The organism is Cellulosimicrobium sp. I38E (assembly GCF_001647255.1).
GTDB lineage: Bacteria > Actinomycetota > Actinomycetes > Actinomycetales > Cellulomonadaceae > Cellulosimicrobium > Cellulosimicrobium cellulans_E.
Genome location: NZ_LUAZ01000033.1, coordinates 32,781 through 50,091, shown reverse-complemented (window position 1 = coordinate 50,091; position 17,311 = coordinate 32,781). Strand labels below are relative to the sequence as shown.

Sequence of the window (17,311 nt, the reverse complement as noted above, 5' to 3'; positions counted from 1 at the left end):
CCCGCCGGCGGGGGCCCCAGCCCCGTCGGGCGCCCCGGTGCCGTCGGGCGCCCCGGTGCCACCCCCGGCCGCCGCGGCCGAACCGGGCTTCGCACCCGAGACGTACTACGCGCCCGGGTGGCAGCCCGCGCCGCCGCGCGTCGAGCCGCTCGCCGTGGCGAGCGTGCCCGCGGGCGTCGTGCTCGGACCCGTCGGGATCGGGCTCGGTGCCGCGGGGCTCTCCCGCGTGCGGTCCCGCGGCACGCGCGGTCGTGGGCTCGCCGTCGCCGGCATGGTGGTGGGCGCCGTCGTCACGGTCGCGTGGACCGCGGGCGCGCTCCTCTGGTGGCAGGGCGAGCAGGCGCGCACGCCGCTCGCGGGCGACGTCGACGCCCCGCAGACGGTCAACGCGGTCCAGCTCGTGCTGGGGACCTGCCTCGACGAGCTGCCGCCCGACGGCGAGGTGTCGCAGGTGCGGGCCGTGCCGTGCGCGGACGAGCACCGGGCGCAGGTCGTCGCCCGGACCGACCTGGGTGCGGACGAGGTGTGGCCCGGACAGCAGGCCGTGGACCGCCGCGTCGCGCGCGTGTGCACGCCCGACGTGCTGGGCTCCGACGCGCCCGAGGGCGTCGAGCTCGTCGTGTGGTCGCCGACCGAGGCGTCGTGGCGCGACGGCGACCGCACGGGCCTGTGCCTCGCGGCCGGGACCGACCCGCTGCCCGCCGACCTGCTCGGCTGAGCGCGCCGAGGAGGTCCTCGCGCTCAGCGCGCGGGGGCCTCCTCGGCGAGGATGAGGCCGAGGTAGGCGCGCAGGTCGGCGGGCATGTCGACGCGCTCGGGCCGCGGCCGGTCGAGCGACAGCAGCCACTGGACCTGCAGTCCGTCCATGAGCGCGATGATCTGCCGCGCCGCGACCTGCGGGTCGACGCCGTCCCGCAGGCCGCCCGCGCGCGCCCGGCGGACGAGCTGCTCGCTCGTCCGCGCGACCGCCCACCGGTACCGCCGGACGAAGTACTCGTGCGCCGGGTGCTCCGGGGACGTCGCCTCGGCCGAGAGCGCCGTGAACAGCTCCACGATGTGCCGGCGGAGGGCGTTGCGCTCGACCAGGTGCACGAGCGCGTCGAAGTAGTCGGTGCCGCGCGCGAGGTCGTCGTCGAGGTCCGCCTGGTCGACGGTGTCGCGGTGGTCGAGCACCGCCTCGAGGAGCGCGACCTTCGTCGGGAAGTGGTGGAGCAGGCCGGGGTGCGACATGCCCACGCGCGACGCCAGCTCGCGCAGCGAGGCGGCGTGGAAGCCGACCTCGCCGAAGAGCACGATCGCGGCCTGGAGGATCTCCTCGCGCTTGGCGCGACCCTTCGCGTACCCGCGCCCGGGGTCGGGGCTCGCGGTGCGACGGGGAGCGCCACGGTCGTGGCCGGCTCCGAGGGCCGCGCTCGTCATGGGTCGTGCTCCGTCCGTCGTCCGAGAGAGAGAACCCTACCGACCGCGGCGGGCCCCCGACGCGCGCCGACCGGCTTTCACCCGCCCGGCCCTGCCCGCGGCGCTCAGGACGTCGGAGCGAGCGTGGCCTCGGCCTCGTCCTCGGTGCTCGGGGTCGGCCCCGGCACGGTGCCGGACGGCCGGTCCGTGGCCGACGGCGGCGCGGGCTCGGTCGGAGCGGTCCCGCCCGGGTCCGCGGACTCCTCGTCACCGCCGTCCGGAGCGGCCGCGAGCGCCTCGGCCGTCGCGGCGGTCACGGCGCCGTCGCCAGGAAGGCCGTTCGCCTCTTGGAAGGCGCGCAGCGCTGCCCGGGTCGCCTCGTCCAGCGTGCCGGTGACCGCGACGTCCGCGCCGTGCACGCGGAGGCGTTCCTGGACCCAGGAGACGGACGCCGCGTCGGGCTCGGTCGTGGGTGCCGGGGTCGTCGGCGCGGGCTCCGGCGCGGTGCCGCTCGGCGCGGCGGAGGGCTCCGTGGTCGGCGCGGGGTCGGCCGACGAGGGCGGCGCGTCCGTCTCGTCCACCGAGGGTCGGGGCGCCGGCGTCGTGGCGGGGTCGGCGCCGTCCGCCGGGTCGTGGGTGTGGTCCGGCGGCGGGATGCGCGTCACCTCGGGGCGGGGAGCGTCGGGGCGGGGCGTGACGGCCGGGACGCCGTCCTCGACAGCGGTCCCGCCGTCGGCCGAGGCACCGACGACGACCGCCTCGCCACCGCCGGTCGCGGCGCCCACCATCCCGGCCACCGCCACGACGAGGGTCACCGCGCCGGCCCCCGCGGCGACCGTGACCCACGGCGTGGCGGCGCGGCGCTCGACGGACGTCGTCGGGGCGACGCGGCCGTCCTCCGGGGATCCGGTCAGGCCATGACGTCGGCGCACGTCGCCTCCTTCCAGGGCGGTCGAGGACCGGCGGACGACGCGTGGCGCTGCCCGCCAGAACGGTCGGGTGGACGTCCACCCTGCCCCATGGCCCGGCCGGATGTCACGCCCGGCCCCCTCACCTGCGACGACACGGCGCCGGCGGTCGCGGGTCCACGTCCGGACCGACCCGGTTGCGACGAAGGTCGCAACCCAGGTTCAGCCCTGCGCCGCAAGACCCGGGGACCGCCCGCGCGACAGCCTGGTGGGGCACCGCGCGGGAGGCCCGTGCGGCACGCATCGAGGAAGGGACCGGCATGACCACCATCCACGTCTCCGGGCTGCGCAAGACCTACGGGGCGTTCGACGCCGTGCACGACGTGACGTTCACGGCCGCGCCGGGCCGCGTCGTCGGGCTGCTCGGGCCGAACGGCGCCGGGAAGTCGACGACGCTGCACGTCCTGCTGGGGCTGGCCGCCGCGACCGCGGGGAGCGCGACGTTCGACGGTCGCGCGTTCGCGGACCTGGCGCATCCCGCCCGCACCGTCGGCGCCCTGCTCGACGCCGGCGGCCTCCACCCCGGGCGCACGGGCCGCGACCACCTGAGGGTGCTCGCCGCGGCCGGCCGGATCCCGTCGGGGCGCGTCGACGACGTGCTCGCGCTCGTCGGCATGGCGCCCGCCGCCGACCGGCGCGTGCGGACGTACTCGCTCGGGATGCGGCAGCGCATCGGCATCGCCGCCGCGCTGCTCGGCGACCCGGAGGTGCTCGTGCTCGACGAGCCCGCCAACGGGCTCGACCCGGCGGGCATGCGCTGGCTGCGCGACCTGGTGCGCGCGTTCGCCGACGACGGCGGCACGGTGCTCCTCGCGAGCCACGTGCTGTCCGAGGTGCGGCAGGTCGCGGACGACCTGGTCGTCGTCGGGCAGGGCCGCGTCGTCGCCGACGGGCCGCTCGACGACCTGCTCCGCGGGGAGTCCTTGGAGGACTTCTACCTCGACCTGACCGCCACGACCGAAGGGGTGCGCTGATGTACCGCGCCGAGATGCTCAAGCTCCGCACGACCCGCGCGACGTGGGTCGTCGCGGCCGTCGCCGTCGCCGGGATGCTCGTCGTCCAGGCCTTCACCCTCCTGCTGCCCACGATCCTGCGGGGCACCGAGGCGCTCGGTGGCGGCCCGACCGTCGGGTTCCAGGCGTCGCCCGAGATGCTCGAGGACCTGGCACCCGACCTCGGCGCGCTCACCGACGCCGCCCAGCCCGCGTTCCAGCGCGGCATGCTCGACCTGCTCGGCAACGGGCTCAACGGCTCGGGGTCGGTCGGCGTCGCGACCATGTGCATGCTGCTGCTCGGCGTGCTCGCCGTGACGACGGACTTCCGCACGGGCGGCATCGTGCCGACGGCGCTCGTCCAGCCGTCGCGGCTGCGCATCCTCGCGGCCAAGGCCGGCGCGACGGCGACCGTCGCCCTCGGGGTGAGCGTGGTGCTCGCCGTGGTCGGCGCCCTGGGTCTCACCGTCGCGATCGTCACGACCCCGGGCGCGACGCTCGCGCTCGGTCCCGGCGAGGTCCTCGGCGTGTGGGCGCGCGGCCTCGCGGTCCTCGTCCTCCTCACCTGGTTCGGGCTGGGAGTCGGGACGCTCGTGCGCGGCCAGGTGGCCGCCGTCGTGACCGTCGCGGCGCTCGCGCTCGCCGAGCCCATCGTCCGGGGTGCCGTCACCCTGCTGTCGGGCGGCGAGTCCGCCGCGGCCGAGTGGCTGCCCCTGGGCCTGGGCGCCCTCGCCTCGACGGGGCAGTCCGGCGCGGCGCTCCTGGGCGGTGCCGCACCGCTGGGGACGCTCGCCGCGCTCGCGGGGCTCGTCGCCTGGGTCGCGGTGCTCCTCGGGAGCGGCGCCCTCACGCTCCAGCGCCGCGACCTGGTCTGACGACCGCCGAGGCAGAGGCCTGGTATCGCGAGGCAGAGGCGTGGTCACCCTTCCGGTCGACCACGCCTCTGCCTCGGTGGACCGGGCCCCTACCTCGGTGGACCAGGGCCCTACCTCGCGGCCGGGGCGGCGCACCCCCGTAGGGTGGGCAGGCTTACCGACCCGTCCGTCCCCGTCGTCCCTTGGAGGAGATCGTGACCGAGGCCCTGCGCCGCGCGCTCGACCGGGTCGGCGTGCGCACCGACACCGGTCGCGACGCCGTGCTCGCCGGGGTCGTCGCCGTCGCGACCGTCGTGCTGTTCCTCGGCATCGAGCGCGTGCTCGCGACGGACGTCGGCGCGACGTTCGGCGCGGGGCCGGGTACCGTGATCGTCACCCCCGGGGCCCGCGCGACCGTGCTCGCGCTCGTCGTGCTCCAGGCGGCGACCCTGACGTTCCGCCGTCGGGCACCGCTGGCGTGCCTCGCGCTCGCCGTGGCGGCCCAGGTCGCGATCACCGTGCTCCTGCCGCCGTACGTCGGCTTCCAGGCCCCCGCGACCCTCGTCGCCGCCTACTCCGCCGGGGCGTACGCGCCGCGCCGCACGCGCCTGGCCGCGCCCGCGGCCGCGGCCGTCGCGCAGGTCGTGCTCGTCTTCGCGCTCGGGGGGTTCGCCGTCCCCGCCGTGACCGGGCCCGCGCAGCACGCGCTCCAGGTGGGCGGCGCGCTGCTCTCCGCGCTGCTCACGTTCGTCGGGGCGGCGCTGGTCGGCTCGTACGTCGCGACGCGTCGCGAGCTCGTCGCCGAGCTGCGCGACCGGGTGCGGCGCGCCGAGCGCGAGCGCGAGGCGCTCGCCGCCCAGGCGGTCCTCGAGGAGCGGGCGCGCATGGCCCGCGAGCTGCACGACGTCGCGGCCCACCACCTCTCGGGCATCGTGGTCCAGGCGTCCGCCGCCGAGCGGCTCGTCGACGCCGATCCTGAGCGTGCCAAGGAGTCGGTGCGCTGGATCCGCGCGCAGGGACGCGAGACGCTCGACGACCTGCGCCTCGTGGTCGGCATCCTGCGAGGCCGCGACGACGAGGACGGCGCCGAGCGCGAGGCGCCGCAGCCGACGCTCGCGGAGGTCCCGGCCCTCCTCGACACGGCGCGCTCCGCGGGCACCGTCGTCACGGTCGAGACCGACGGCAGCCCGTGGGAACCGACGCCGAGCACCCAGATCGCCGTCTACCGCGTGCTCCAGGAGGCGCTCGCCAACGCGCGCCGGCACGCGCCGGGCCGGCCCGTGGCCGTGCGGTTCGCGTGGTCTGCCGCGGACCTCGTCCTCACCGTGCGCAACCCGGCGGCGGGCACGGTGCCGGCCGCCGACCCGCAGACCGGTCACGGGCTCGTCGGCATGCGCGAGCGGGCGGTCGTGCTCGGCGGCTCGCTCGACGCGCGGCGCGCCCCGGACGGGGCGTGGCTCGTGCGCCTCACCGTGCCGCGCGCACCAGCGCGCGACTCCCGCACCGCCGACCAGGAGGTCTCGTGACGCGCGTCGTGCTCGTGGACGACCAGGCCGTCGTCCGCGCCGGGTTCACCGTCATCCTCGAGAGCGAGGGGATCGAGGTCGTCGGCGAGGCCTCGAACGGTGCCGACGCCGTCCGCGTCGCGCGTCGCGAGCGGCCCGACGTCGTGTGCATGGACGTGCGCATGCCCGGCGGCGACGGGATCACGGCCACGCGCGCGCTCGCCGGTCCGGACGTCGTCGACCCGGTGCCCGTGCTCGTGGTGAGCACGTTCGACCTCGACGACTACGTGTTCGGCGCCCTGGAGGCCGGCGCGAGCGGGTTCCTGCTCAAGGACGCCGAGCCGGACGTGCTCGTCGACGCCGTGCGCCGCGTGGCGGCCGGGGACGGCCTGGTCGACCAGTCCCTCACGCGACGGGTCATCGGCGAGTTCGCGCGCCGTCGCGCGCCCGTCTCCCGGGACGACGACGCGGCCGCGCTCCTCACCCGGCGCGAGCTCGACATCGTCGGCCTGCTGTGCCGCGGGTCGTCCAACGCGGAGATCGCGACGGCCCTGTTCCTCGAGCCGAGCACCGTGAAGTCGCACCTGAGCCGGGCCATGACCAAGACCGGGGCGCGCGACCGCGTGCAGCTCGTCGTCTGGGCGTTCCGGCACGGGGTCGTCGACCCCGCCGGCTGACGTCAGCGGACGGGCCGCGGGAGCGCGAACCGTGCGTGCACCGGCGCGGCCACGTGCACGAGGTCGGGACCTGCGGGCGGCAGCCCGAGGCGGTCGAGCACGTCCGTGTCGAGCGCGTCGAGCGTGCCGCGCCGCAGCGTCCACGGCTCGTGCACGACCGGGAACCGCCACAGCCGCCCGGCCCGCACGCCGTACGCGTTCCAGCGTGCGGTGAGCCACCGCACGAGGCCCGACGACGCGTCGACCTCCTCGTGCGCGCGCACCCCGGCGCGGAAGGTGAGGTCGCGCAGCCCCGGGTGCTCGTGCGGGACGCGCAGGGGTCCGCGACCCGCCGAGCGGAACCGGTAGCGCACCGCCGCCGGCGGGCCGGCGCGGTCGCCGCGCGCGTGCACCACCGCGCCGGCCGGGTGGTACGGGACGCCCGCCGCGCGCGTCGCGGCGACGAACGCGCGCGACGTGGCCCACAGGCCGAGGAACCACACGCCCTCGGTGCCCGCACGGTCGCGCACGTACACGCGGACGTTGAGCTCGGGGAACGTCGACCACGCGCCGAGCGCGGGCAGGGGCGGGACCCGGACGTCCGCCATGACGAACGGGACCACGCCGAGCCACGTCGTCCCGCCGACCTCCTGCACGGTGAGGCCGGGCGGGAGCCAGCCCTGCACGACGGCGGGGTCGGCGCGCCAGTGGAGGAACGTCAGCGCCTCCCAGCGCTGCGCGTTCACGACGATCCGCGGGACCCGGTGCGGCACGGCTGCCGGCCCCGGCACCGCGGGGTCGGGCGCGGGCGGGACCGGACGGTCGGTCACCGGACGCCGGCCGCGTCGGACGCGAGCCGGAGGTCGTCGACGAACGCGGCGAACGCCGCCTCCCGCTCGGCGCGCTCGCGCAGCCTCAGCAGCGCGGACGGGTGGGTGGTGAGGACGACGCGCGGTGCGTCGTCGACGTCGAGCACGCGCCCGCGCTCGGCGGTCACGCGCACGGGGCGACCGAGCACGGCTCGCCCCGCGGTCGCGCCCATCGCGACGACGACGCGCGGCGCCACGGCGGCGACCTCGGCGGTGAGCCACGGGAGGCACGCCCGCACGTGCGCGACGTCCGGGCTCTTGTGCAGGCGGCGCTTGCCGCGCTCCTCGAACCGGAAGTGCTTCACGGCGTTCGTCAGGTAGACGTCGTCGGCGGACAGCCCGGCGGCGTCGATTTCCTCCTCGAGGAGACGGCCCGCGGGACCGACGAACGGCTCGCCCTCGCGGTCCTCCCGGTCGCCCGGCTGCTCCCCGACGAGCACCAGCCGGGCGCGCTCGGGACCGCGCGAGAACACGACCTGCGTGGCGTCCGCCCACAGCTCGCACCCGTGGCACTCCCGCGCCGCCCGGGCGAGCGCGTCGACGTCGCTCGCGGCACGACCGCGCGGGAGCCACTCCTGCGCGCCGGGTCGCTCCGGAGCCGGTCGTCGGGGGCCCATGGGCTCACGGTGCAGCACCGGACGCCGGCTCGCACCCCGCTCGCACGTGCCCGCGCGTCCGCGGGCCGTGACGGTCGACGCCGGGCTCACGTGCGGTCGGGGGCGCCCCGCGTGAGGTCCTCCGACTCGTCCGGCTGGTACACGCACACGTGCAGCGCCTGCGGCCGCACGCTGACGTCGAGGCGCTCGGCCGACTCGATCACGTCGCCGTCGAGCTGGCGGGGCTGCGCCCGGTCGGAGACCACGGAGACCTCCCGGCCCCGCACGACCTCCCGGCTCGGCACCCGGCTCTTGCCCCGCACGACGCCCCACAGGAGCTGGACCCAGTGCCGGACGTTGCGGGGCGCGATGATCGCGACCTCGAGCTGCCCGTTGTCCGGCTCCGCGTCCGGGAGCAGGTTGGTGCCGGCCTGGAGGCGACCCACGTTGCCGACGACGACCGTCCGCGCGCGACGGCGCCGCGAGCGCCCGTCGACCGTCACCTCGACGTGCATCTCGTCGTCGGCGAGGTGCTTGAGCGCCGAGAACACGTAGGCGACCGAGCCCGCCCGCGCCTTGAGCGCCGTCGGGGCGTCGCGCATCATCGCGGCGTCGAGGCCCATCCCGGCCATGATCGCGAACGTCTGCCCGTCGGCCACGCCGACGTCGATCGTGCGCCGTCCGCCCTCCAGGACGAGCCGGACGCCCTCCTCGGCGTCGGTCGGGACGCCGAGGTTCACCGCGAGGAGGTTCCCGGTGCCGCCCGGGAGGATCGCGAGCGCGGCGTCGGTCCCCGCCAGCCCTTCGACGACGGCCCGCACGGTCCCGTCGCCGCCACTGACGAAGACGACCTCCGCGCCGTCGTCCACGGCCTGGCGCGCCTGGCCCGTGCCCGGGTCCTCGGCCGTGGTCTCGAGCCACGCGGGCTCCGGCCACCCCGCCTCGGTGAGCCGCGCGACGATGAGGTCGCGCAGCGCGTCGAGGCCCTCGACCCGGTTCGGGTTGACGATCACGGCCGAGCGGTGGGGCCCGACGTCGGGGCGCTGCGGAGCGGTGTTCTGGGTCTCGGTCGTCTCGTCGGTCGGCACGGACCGAGTATGTCCCGGCGGCCGTGAGGACGCGCGGTACGGGGGCAGCCCCATCCGCGCGGACAGGGGGACCCCGGGTTCTCTGCGCCGCTCGGTCACGACGGCGGCAGAGGACCCGGGGTCCGTCGGACAGGACGTCAGGCCGTGAGGATCTCCGTCCCGAGGGTCAGCCCTTCGGCCTCGGGGTCGCGGTCGACGCGCACCACGTCGCCGTCGGCGACGTCGCCCGAGAGCAGCATCCGCGCGAGGCGGTCGCCTATCTCGCGCTGCACGAGGCGGCGCAGCGGGCGCGCCCCGTAGGCCGGGTCGAAGCCCTCGAGCGCGAGCCACTCGCGCGCGGCCGTCGTGACGTCGAGCGTGATGCGCCGGTCCGCGAGGCGCCGACCGAGCGCGGCGACCTGGATGTCGACGATGCGGCCCAGCTCCTCGATCGTCAGCGGCTCGAACACGATGACGTCGTCGAGGCGGTTGAGGAACTCGGGCTTGAAGGACGCCCGCACCGTGCTCATGACGGCCTCGCGCTTCGCGGCGTCGTCGAGCATCGGGTCGACGAGGAACTGCGAGCCGAGGTTCGACGTGAGCACGAGGATGACGTTGCGGAAGTCGACCGTGCGGCCCTGGCCGTCGGTGAGACGGCCGTCGTCGAGCACCTGGAGCAGGATGTCGAAGACCTCGGGGTGCGCCTTCTCGACCTCGTCGAGCAGCACGACCGAGTACGGCCGGCGCCGGACGGCCTCCGTGAGCTGGCCGCCCTCCTCGTAGCCGACGTACCCCGGGGGCGCACCGACGAGGCGGGCCACCGAGTGCTTCTCGGAGTACTCCGACATGTCGATGCGCACCATGGCGCGCTCGTCGTCGAACAGGAAGTCGGCGAGCGACTTGGCGAGCTCCGTCTTGCCGACGCCCGTCGGGCCGAGGAAGAGGAACGAGCCCGTGGGCCGGTCCGGGTCGGCGACGCCCGCGCGCGAGCGGCGGACGGCGTCGGACACCGAGCGGACGGCGGCCTGCTGGCCGATGAGGCGCTCCCCGATGACCTCCTCCATGTGCAGGAGCTTCTCGCTCTCGCCCTGGAGCATGCGGCCCGCGGGGATGCCCGTCCACGCGGACACGACCTCCGCGATCTCGTCCGCGCCGACCTTGTCGGCGATCATCGGTGCGGCCTCGGGCCCGGACGCCGCGAGCGCGTCGTCGGCCTGCTCCTCGGCCTCGGCCGCGTCGAGCTCGCGCTGGAGCTGCGGGATCTCGCCGTACTGGAGGCGGCCCGCGGTCTCGAGGTCGCCCTCGCGGATCGCGCGCTCGACCTGGACGCGCAGCTCGTCGAGCTTCGCGCGCAGGTCGCCGACGCGGTTGTGGCCCGCCTTCTCGGCCTCCCACCGCGCGGTGAGCGCGGCGAGCTCCTCGCGACGGTCCGCGAGGTCGGCGCGCAGCTTCTCGAGCCGCTCGAGCGACGCGGGGTCGGTCGACTCGGACAGCACGACCTCCTCCATCTCCAGGCGCGTGACGGCGCGCTGCAGCTCGTCGATCTCGATCGGCGAGGAGTCGAGCTCCATGCGCAGGCGCGACGCCGCCTCGTCGACGAGGTCGATCGCCTTGTCCGGGAGCTGGCGCCCGGTGATGTACCGGTCGGAGAGCGACGCCGCCGCGACGAGCGCCGAGTCGGCGATCGTCACCTTGTGGTGCGCCTCGTACCGCTCCTTGAGCCCGCGCAGGATCGCGACCGTGTCCTCCACCGAGGGCTCGCCGACGAAGACCTGCTGGAAGCGGCGCTCCAGGGCCGGGTCCTTCTCGATGTACTCGCGGTACTCGTCGAGCGTGGTCGCCCCGACGAGGCGCAGCTCGCCGCGCGCGAGCATCGGCTTGAGCATGTTCCCGGCGTCCATGGCGCCCTCGCCGCCGGCGCCCGCCCCGACGACCGTGTGCAGCTCGTCGATGAACGTGACGACCTCGCCGTCGGAGGACCGGATCTCCTCCAGGACGGCCTTGAGGCGCTCCTCGAACTCGCCGCGGTACTTGGCGCCCGCGACCATGCTCGCGAGGTCGAGGGACACGAGGCGCTTGCCCTGGAGCGACGTGGGGACGTCGCCCGCGACGATGCGCTGGGCAAGGCCCTCGACGACGGCCGTCTTGCCGACGCCGGGCTCGCCGATGAGGACGGGGTTGTTCTTGGTGCGTCGGCTCAGCACCTGCACGACGCGCCGGATCTCGGAGTCGCGCCCGATCACGGGGTCGAGCTTGCCCTCGGCGGCGGCGGCGGTGAGGTCGGTGCCGTACTGCTCGAGCGCCTTGTAGGTGCCCTCGGGGTTGGGGCTGGTCACGCGCGCGCTGCCGCGCACGGCGGGCAGCGCCGAGCGCAGCGCGTCGGCGGTCGCGCCGGCCTGCTGGAGGATCGTCGCGGCCTGCGACGAACCCGCCGCGATGCCGAGCAGCAGGTGCTCGGTGGAGACGTACTCGTCGCCGAGCGCCTGCGCCTCCTTCGCGGCGTTGTCGAGTGCCGTGGACGTGGCGCGCGACGGGGTCGGCTGCGCGACGGCGGACCCGCTCGCGGTGGGCAGCGCGACGAGCGCGGCCCGGACCTTCTGGCCGACGGCCTGCTTGTCCGCGCCGACGGCGTCGAGCAGCCCGACGGCGACCCCACCCTCCTGGGTGAGCAGCGCGGCGAGGAGGTGGGTCGGCTCGAGCTGCGGGTTGCCAGCGGCCGACGCGGTCTGGATCGCCTCGCCGATCGCCTGCTGCGACATGGTGGTGAACTTCGTTTCCATAGGTGCTCCGGTGTGGTGCTCGAAAGGTGGTCTGACCAGTGGAACGACTCCGAAGTTGAGTGTATTCCGCTCAACTTCGTTCGTCAGCCTCGCGCGCGGCCGCCCCGCGATCCGTCGCGCGGAGCGGATGAACTCCCGGCCACATTCCGTCTCAAAACGGCATCGACCCTCGCCTCGGGCGACGATCCGCGACATGCTGGGCGGGTGAACTCCTCACCCTTGCGCAGACGACTCGGCCTCGCTGCCCTCTTCGCCACCCTCGCACTGTTCCTCGCAGGGTGCATGAGGATGGACATGGCCCTCACCCTCAACGAGGACGACACGTTCGACGGCAGCGTCGTCATGGCGTTCAGCGACGAGCTCGCCGAGTCCGCGAACATGGACCCGCAGGAGATGTGGGACTCGATGGGCTCCGAGATGGAGTCCGAGCTGCCCGAGGGCGCGACCCAGGAGCCGTACGCCCAGGACGGGTACACGGGCACCAAGATCACCTACGCCGACCAGCCCATCTCACAGCTCTCGTCGGCCGGGGCAGACTCGATCTCGGTCACGCGCGAGGGTGACGAGTACGTCGTGAGCGGGTCGATGGACATGACCGGCGAGGAGTTCAACCCCGACACGGGTGACGCGACGAGCGACGAGCTGACGCAGCAGATGATGGACAGCCTCGACATCAAGGTCTCCATCACGTTCCCCGGCGAGGTCGCCGAGTCCAACGGTGAGGTCGACGGCAACACGGTGACCTGGACGCCCGTCGTGGGCGAGGTCAACGAGATGACGGCGCGCGGCTCGGCCGTCGCGGGCGGTGCTGCAGGGTCGGGCGACGAGGGCTCGGACGAGGCCACCGGCGACTCGGACGGCGCCACGGCGCCCGACGGCGGCGACAGCGCGGGCGACGCCTCGGACTCCGGCTCCCTGGCCTGGCTCTGGTTCGTGATCGGCGGCGTCGTGCTGCTCGGCATCATCGGCCTCGTGCTCTGGCTCGTGCTCCGCTCCAAGCCGGGCACGCAGGACGGCCAGGCCGCCGGCTTCCAGCAGGGCGGCTACCCGGGTCAGCCCGGTCAGTACCCCGGCCAGCCCCAGGGCCAGTACCCGGGCCAGCAGGGTGGCTACCCGGGACAGCAGCCGGGCGCCTACCCCGGCCAGCAGCCGGGCCAGCCGGGTGCCTACCCGGGCCAGCAGGGCGGCTACCCCGGCCAGCAGCCGGGCGCGTACCCGGGTCAGCAGCCGGGCGCGTACCCGGGTCAGCCGGGTCAGCAGCCGGGCGCCTACCCCGGGCAGCCGGGCGCACCGCAGGGCTACGGGGCGCAGCCCCCCGCCCCGGGCCAGTACGGCGCACAGCCGCCGGCGCCGCCCCAGCCGCAGGGCGGCTACCCCGGCGCGGCCCCGTACGCCCCTCCCGGCGCCCCGCACCCGCAGTCGTCGCCGACGACGCCGCTCCCCGCGCAGCCGCCCGTCCCGCCAGGCGCGACCCAGCCGCTGCCGCCGTACCAGCAGCCGGCACCGACCCAGCCGCTCCCGCCGCAGCCGGGCCCTGGCCCGGACGGCCCCCCGGCCCCGGGCGGACCCGACGACGAGATCGACGACGCGACGCGGCTGCGCCCCCCGCCCGAGTGACGGGCGGGACGCCGCGCGTGGCGTCCGCCGCGCGCGGCCGGTGACCTGCAGCACCACCTGTCGACGGCCCGCCCCGGAGCTCCGGGGCGGGCCGTCGCGCGTCAGGCCGTGCACCCGGCCGGCGACCGAGGGCCGAGGCAGCGGGCCCGCCGGGCGACCTTCTCGCCGTCGCCTCGCGCGGGAACCAGCCCCGGCCGACCGACCGCCGGACGAGCAACGACCCGTTGCCCCACGCATTTGTTTATCGGTATTGCGTTTTGAAGCCCGAGGGGGTTACGGTCGCACGGAGCCGCCGGTCGCCTGGGTGCCCGGCGGGCCGGGGGCGCAACGGTTCACTCAACGAGGAGTCACCATGAAGCATCACGCCTGGCGTCTGGCCACGGGCCTCACCGCTGCAGCGAGCGCGCTCGCGGTCGGAGTCGCCGCGGTACCGGCGAGCGCGGCCGACGACGAGTACAAGGTCCTGGTCGTCGGAGAAACCCTGGGCTTCCGCCACTCGCACATCGACGAGACGACGGAGGCGGTCATCGCCATCGGCGAGGAGCGCGGGTTCACCGTCGACGTGTGGGACCCGCCGAACGACTCCGCGGGCTGGTGGGGCAGCGGCTCGCCGGGTCAGCCCGACCTCACGATGGACTCGACGCCGTTCACGAGCGCCGAGGACCTCGCGCAGTACGCGACGATCATCTTCGCCTCGCCGGTCGACGGCACCAACGACCAGGACCCCGCCCGGCCCCGTCTGCTGGACGACTCGGAGCTCGCGGCCCTCCAGGGCTACATCCGCGCCGGCGGCGGCTACGTGGGCCTGCACGCCGCGACCGACACCATGCACGCGGTGCCGTGGTACAGCGAGCTCAGCGGCGGGTCGGCCCGCTTCAAGAGCCACCCGGCCCAGCAGACGGCCACGATGCGCGTCGAGAGCCCTGGCCACCCGTCGACCGAGATGCTCCCCGCGGAGTGGACGCGGTTCGACGAGTGGTACAACTTCACGAGCAACCCGCGTGAGGACGTGCACGTGCTCATCACGCTGGACGAGTCGACGTACGACCCGGGACGCGACGCCATGGGCGACCACCCGCTGGCCTGGTGCCAGAACTTCGAGGGCGGGCGGTCGTGGTACGAGGGCGCCGGCCACGTCGACTCCTCGTACTCCGACCCGCTGTTCCTCGCGCACCTCACGGGCGGCATCGAGTGGACGGCCGGCAAGGTGAGCGGCGGTGGTGACTGCGTCACCTTCAAGGAGGTCGACGGCATCGTGACGTCGCTCTCGACGGGGTCGAACCGCGCGGAGAAGCTCTCCGCGGACGTGAGCGGCTACCTCGACCGGGCCGAGACCGCCGCTGACGCGGGCGAGCACGCCGCCGCGATCAAGATCCTCCAGCAGGCCAAGGGGAAGGCGCACGGCCTCCAGGACGCGACCCTCGTCGCGAAGATCGCCGACCTGATCGAGTGGCAGCAGACGCTCGTCTTCTGACCGCGGGACGCTCTGCTCCGACCGAAGCGGCCACGCCTCCCGGGCGTGGCCGCTTCGGCGTCTTCCGGGGTACCGCCCGCGTCGGGCGTCTCAGGACTCGACGGTGACCTCGACGACGTCGCCCACGGCGTCGAACCGCACCGCGGGCCAGTACCCGTCGAGGAAGTGCTCCCCGCACGAGTCCGCGAGGTGCACGACCGTGCTGCCGTCGTCGTGCCGCTGGACGAGCTCGACCACGAGGTCGTCGCCCGCCTCCGCCAGCTCGTCCGGCGTCGGCTCGTCCTCGCCGAACCGGCGGACCACGGCCTCGACCGCGCGGCGCGCCAGGCGCGGGCTCAGGGCGTCGTCCCACAGCGCCTCCGCCGGCACGTACGCGAGCGCTTCCGCGCCGAGGCCCGGGTCGACCTCGGCGAGCGTGGCCGGGCGCCACGACGGGTCGCGGTCCTTGTCCACCACCTGCGCGCGGACGCCCTCGACGAGGTCCGGCTGCGTGTCGACGAACCACGAGACGAGCCCGTACTCCTGCTCCAGCGCGGCACGCAGGTCCGGGAGGTGGCGCGCGCTGCGGACGGCGGCGAGCGCCACGGTGACCGCGGTGGGCGAGAGCCGCTCGAGCTCGTCGGCCTCGGCGCCCGCCTGCTCGTCCCCGGCGCGGGCGGCGGCGCGCAGCCGCGCCACGATCTCGGGCACGGTGTCCGCCGCGTACGCTTCGTCGGCCGCCGCCTGCCGGGCGACGAGGCGCGAGACCGGTGCGGGCAGGGCGTGGCGGCGCACGACCTCTCGCACGTCCTCGACGTCGAGCGGGTCGACGCCGGCGGTCGCGAGCGCCGCGAGATCGGCCACGAGCACGGGAAGCCGCTCGCTCGGCACGTAGTGGTCGGCGAGCCCGGAGAAGATCGCGTCGGCGGCGTCCATCGTCACGGCGCCCAGCGCGAGCAGCTCCCCGAGCCGCCCGGGCGCGCGGGCCAGGAGCCAGGAGCCGCCGACGTCGGGCGTGAAGCCGATCCGCGTCTCCGGCATGGCGACGCGCGACCGCTCGGTGACGACGCGGACCGGCGCGTGCGCGGCGAGGCCGACGCCGCCGCCCATGGTGATGCCGTCCATGACCGTCACGACGGGCACGGGCAGCTCCGCGAGCGCCGCGTCGACGGCGTACTCGCGCCGGAAGTACCGGCGCGCGTCGGCCTGACGCCCGGCCACGATCGACGCGTGCAGCTCCCGGACGTCGCCGCCCGCGCACAGGCCGCGGTCGCCCGCGCCGTCGAGCAGCACGAGGCGCACGGTCGGGTCGACGCGCCACTCCTCCAGCACGTCGGCGATCTCACCGAGCATGGTGTAGCCGAGGGCGTTGAGCGCGCCGGGACGGTCCAGGGTGAGGTGCCCGACGCCGTCGTCGACGCGGGCGATGATCTCGCTCGTCATCCGCGCCACGCTACCCCGCACCCGCGCGTTGTCGCCGGGCGATCACGCCGAGGCGCGAGAATCTGCTGACACGTGGTGGGGCGAGGACGGGAGACACGGATGGCCGGGACGCAGACGCCGGTGTGGCGCACGGACGTGCTGGGCGAGGACTGGGTGGCGCGCGACCTCGACCTGCCGGACGGCGCGGTCGCGACCCTGGTGCGGCGCGACGCCGCGGCGCCGTCGGGTGACCGGCCCGCGGTGCTCTACGTGCACGGGTTCATCGACTACTTCTTCCAGACCCATGTCGCCGAGGCGGTCGAGGCGCGCGGCTACCGGTTCTACGCGCTCGACCTGCGGGGCTACGGGCGTTCGATCGGCCGCGGCTCGGGCGCGCCGTCGCGGCCCGACGACGACCCGAACTTCGTCACCGACCTCGCCGTCTACGCCCAGGACCTCGACGCGGCCGCGCGGGCGATCCGGGCCGAGGGGCACGAGCGGCTCGTCGTGCTCGGGCACTCGACGGGCGGCCTCGTCGCGAGCCTGTGGGCGGACGCGCGGCCTGGCCGGCTCGCGGCGCTCGTGCTCAACAGCCCGTGGTTCGACCTCAACAAGCCGTGGGTGTTCCGCGGTCCGGTCACGTGGGCGATCGACGTCGTCGGTCGGTTCGCGCCGCGGCTCGTCGTGGGCGCGCTGGACCCGCACTGGGCGGAGGCGCTGCACTCGAGCACGGGCGGCGAGTGGGACTTCGACCTCGCCTGGAAGCCGATCGAGGGCTTCCCCGCGCGGGCGGGGTTCGTCCGCGCCGTGCGGCGCGCGCACGCGCGCGTCGGGCGGGGCCTGCACGTCGACTGCCCGGTCCTGGTGCTTGCCTCCGCACGCAGCGGCCCGGCGTCCGGCTGGCACGACGCGCTGCTCACGACCGACAGCGTGCTCGACGTCGGGCAGATCACGTCGCGCGCGGAGCGGCTGGGCGACGACGTCACCGTCGTCACGGTCGAGGGCGGCGCGCACGACCTCGCCCTCTCCCCCGAGCCCGCCCGGTCGACCTACCTGCGGGAGGTCCTCGACTGGCTCGACGCCCGGGTCTGACGGCCCGGTCGCGGCCGCCCGACCGCTCCCCTAGCGTCGGCG

General features: G+C 75.7%; 15 protein-coding genes. 8 read left to right on the top strand and 7 right to left on the bottom strand.

Annotated features, from left to right (window positions below; all coding sequences use genetic code 11):
* Positions 1–718 (top strand): septum formation family protein (locus A0J59_RS22380; protein WP_255365170.1); only part of this gene is annotated, 718 nt, incomplete at its 5' end.
* 23 nt (positions 719–741) lie between these two features.
* Here the strand turns inward: A0J59_RS22380 and A0J59_RS12090 are convergent.
* A complete protein-coding gene (locus A0J59_RS12090; protein WP_053369350.1) occupies positions 742–1,419 on the bottom strand; it encodes a TetR/AcrR family transcriptional regulator in 678 nt (225 codons plus the stop codon).
* Positions 1,420–1,523: 104 nt separating this feature from the next.
* Entirely contained in the window at positions 1,524–2,330 is an 807-nt protein-coding gene (locus A0J59_RS22530; protein ID WP_064316246.1) for a peptidoglycan-binding protein, read from the bottom strand.
* A gap of 296 nt (positions 2,331–2,626) precedes the next feature.
* Here A0J59_RS22530 and A0J59_RS12080 point away from each other — a divergent pair, with 296 nt between their 5' ends.
* From A0J59_RS12080 to A0J59_RS12065, 4 genes are all read left to right on the top strand, one after another.
* Positions 2,627–3,340: an ABC transporter ATP-binding protein gene (locus A0J59_RS12080; protein WP_053369348.1), complete on the top strand. Its 714-nt coding sequence runs from the start codon at positions 2,627–2,629 to the stop codon at positions 3,338–3,340.
* Positions 3,340–4,233, top strand: coding sequence for a hypothetical protein (locus A0J59_RS12075; protein ID WP_064316245.1), 894 nt, complete (start codon positions 3,340–3,342; stop codon positions 4,231–4,233). Before A0J59_RS12080 ends, A0J59_RS12075 begins: the two co-directional genes overlap by 1 nt.
* A 194-nt stretch (positions 4,234–4,427) precedes the next feature.
* Positions 4,428–5,738, top strand: a complete 1,311-nt coding sequence (locus A0J59_RS12070) for a sensor histidine kinase (RefSeq protein WP_156532988.1) — start codon at positions 4,428–4,430, stop codon at positions 5,736–5,738.
* Positions 5,735–6,394 (top strand): response regulator transcription factor, encoded by a 660-nt coding sequence (locus tag A0J59_RS12065; protein WP_047233545.1) that lies wholly within the window; start codon positions 5,735–5,737, stop codon positions 6,392–6,394. The genes A0J59_RS12070 and A0J59_RS12065 overlap by 4 nt, the downstream gene beginning before the upstream one ends.
* 2 nt (positions 6,395–6,396) lie before the next feature.
* On the opposite strand, the gene A0J59_RS12060 is transcribed toward A0J59_RS12065, so the two are convergent.
* From A0J59_RS12060 to clpB, 4 genes are all read right to left on the bottom strand, one after another.
* Positions 6,397–7,203 (bottom strand): YqjF family protein, encoded by an 807-nt coding sequence (locus A0J59_RS12060; protein ID WP_082918977.1) that lies wholly within the window; start codon positions 7,201–7,203, stop codon positions 6,397–6,399.
* Entirely contained in the window at positions 7,200–7,859 is a 660-nt protein-coding gene (locus tag A0J59_RS12055) for a UdgX family uracil-DNA binding protein (protein WP_064316249.1), read from the bottom strand. The genes A0J59_RS12060 and A0J59_RS12055 overlap by 4 nt, the downstream gene beginning before the upstream one ends.
* A gap of 86 nt (positions 7,860–7,945) precedes the next feature.
* Positions 7,946–8,926: a diacylglycerol kinase family protein gene (locus tag A0J59_RS12050; RefSeq protein ID WP_052877684.1), complete on the bottom strand. Its 981-nt coding sequence runs from the start codon at positions 8,924–8,926 to the stop codon at positions 7,946–7,948.
* Positions 8,927–9,063: 137 nt separating this feature from the next.
* Entirely contained in the window at positions 9,064–11,685 is a 2,622-nt protein-coding gene (gene clpB / locus A0J59_RS12045; RefSeq protein ID WP_047233546.1) for an ATP-dependent chaperone ClpB, read from the bottom strand.
* A gap of 294 nt (positions 11,686–11,979) precedes the next feature.
* Here clpB and A0J59_RS12040 point away from each other — a divergent pair, with 294 nt between their 5' ends.
* Complete coding sequence (locus A0J59_RS12040; RefSeq protein ID WP_052877685.1) at positions 11,980–13,302, top strand: hypothetical protein; 1,323 nt, start codon at positions 11,980–11,982, stop codon at positions 13,300–13,302.
* A 352-nt stretch (positions 13,303–13,654) separates the two neighbouring features.
* On the top strand, positions 13,655–14,776 hold the full coding sequence (locus tag A0J59_RS12035) for a ThuA domain-containing protein (protein WP_052877686.1): 1,122 nt from the start codon (positions 13,655–13,657) through the stop codon (positions 14,774–14,776).
* A gap of 90 nt (positions 14,777–14,866) precedes the next feature.
* On the opposite strand, the gene A0J59_RS12030 is transcribed toward A0J59_RS12035, so the two are convergent.
* On the bottom strand, positions 14,867–16,198 hold the full coding sequence (locus A0J59_RS12030; protein WP_064316243.1) for an enoyl-CoA hydratase/isomerase family protein: 1,332 nt from the start codon (positions 16,196–16,198) through the stop codon (positions 14,867–14,869).
* Between the two features lie 99 nt (positions 16,199–16,297).
* Between A0J59_RS12030 and A0J59_RS12025 the strand changes: the two genes are divergently transcribed.
* The gene (locus tag A0J59_RS12025) at positions 16,298–17,269 is read left to right on the top strand and encodes an alpha/beta hydrolase (RefSeq protein ID WP_064316242.1); all 972 of its coding nucleotides are present in this window, start codon (positions 16,298–16,300) and stop codon (positions 17,267–17,269) included.
* The last annotated feature ends 42 nt before the right edge of the window (positions 17,270–17,311 follow it).

What these genes read in the sequence shown, in the direction of transcription:
- A0J59_RS12090 (WP_053369350.1), bottom strand. Translation starts at nt 1,419, where the DNA reads ATGACGAGCGCGGCCCTCGGAGCCGGCCACGACCGTGGCGCTCCCCGT.
- A0J59_RS12080 (WP_053369348.1), top strand. Translation starts at nt 2,627, where the DNA reads ATGACCACCATCCACGTCTCCGGGCTGCGCAAGACCTACGGGGCGTTC.
- A0J59_RS12075 (WP_064316245.1), top strand. Translation starts at nt 3,340, where the DNA reads ATGTACCGCGCCGAGATGCTCAAGCTCCGCACGACCCGCGCGACGTGG.
- A0J59_RS12055 (WP_064316249.1), bottom strand. Translation starts at nt 7,859, where the DNA reads ATGGGCCCCCGACGACCGGCTCCGGAGCGACCCGGCGCGCAGGAGTGG.
- clpB (WP_047233546.1), bottom strand. Translation starts at nt 11,685, where the DNA reads ATGGAAACGAAGTTCACCACCATGTCGCAGCAGGCGATCGGCGAGGCG.
- A0J59_RS12040 (WP_052877685.1), top strand. Translation starts at nt 11,980, where the DNA reads ATGGCCCTCACCCTCAACGAGGACGACACGTTCGACGGCAGCGTCGTC.
- A0J59_RS12035 (WP_052877686.1), top strand. Translation starts at nt 13,655, where the DNA reads ATGAAGCATCACGCCTGGCGTCTGGCCACGGGCCTCACCGCTGCAGCG.
- A0J59_RS12030 (WP_064316243.1), bottom strand. Translation starts at nt 16,198, where the DNA reads ATGACGAGCGAGATCATCGCCCGCGTCGACGACGGCGTCGGGCACCTC.
- A0J59_RS12025 (WP_064316242.1), top strand. Translation starts at nt 16,298, where the DNA reads ATGGCCGGGACGCAGACGCCGGTGTGGCGCACGGACGTGCTGGGCGAG.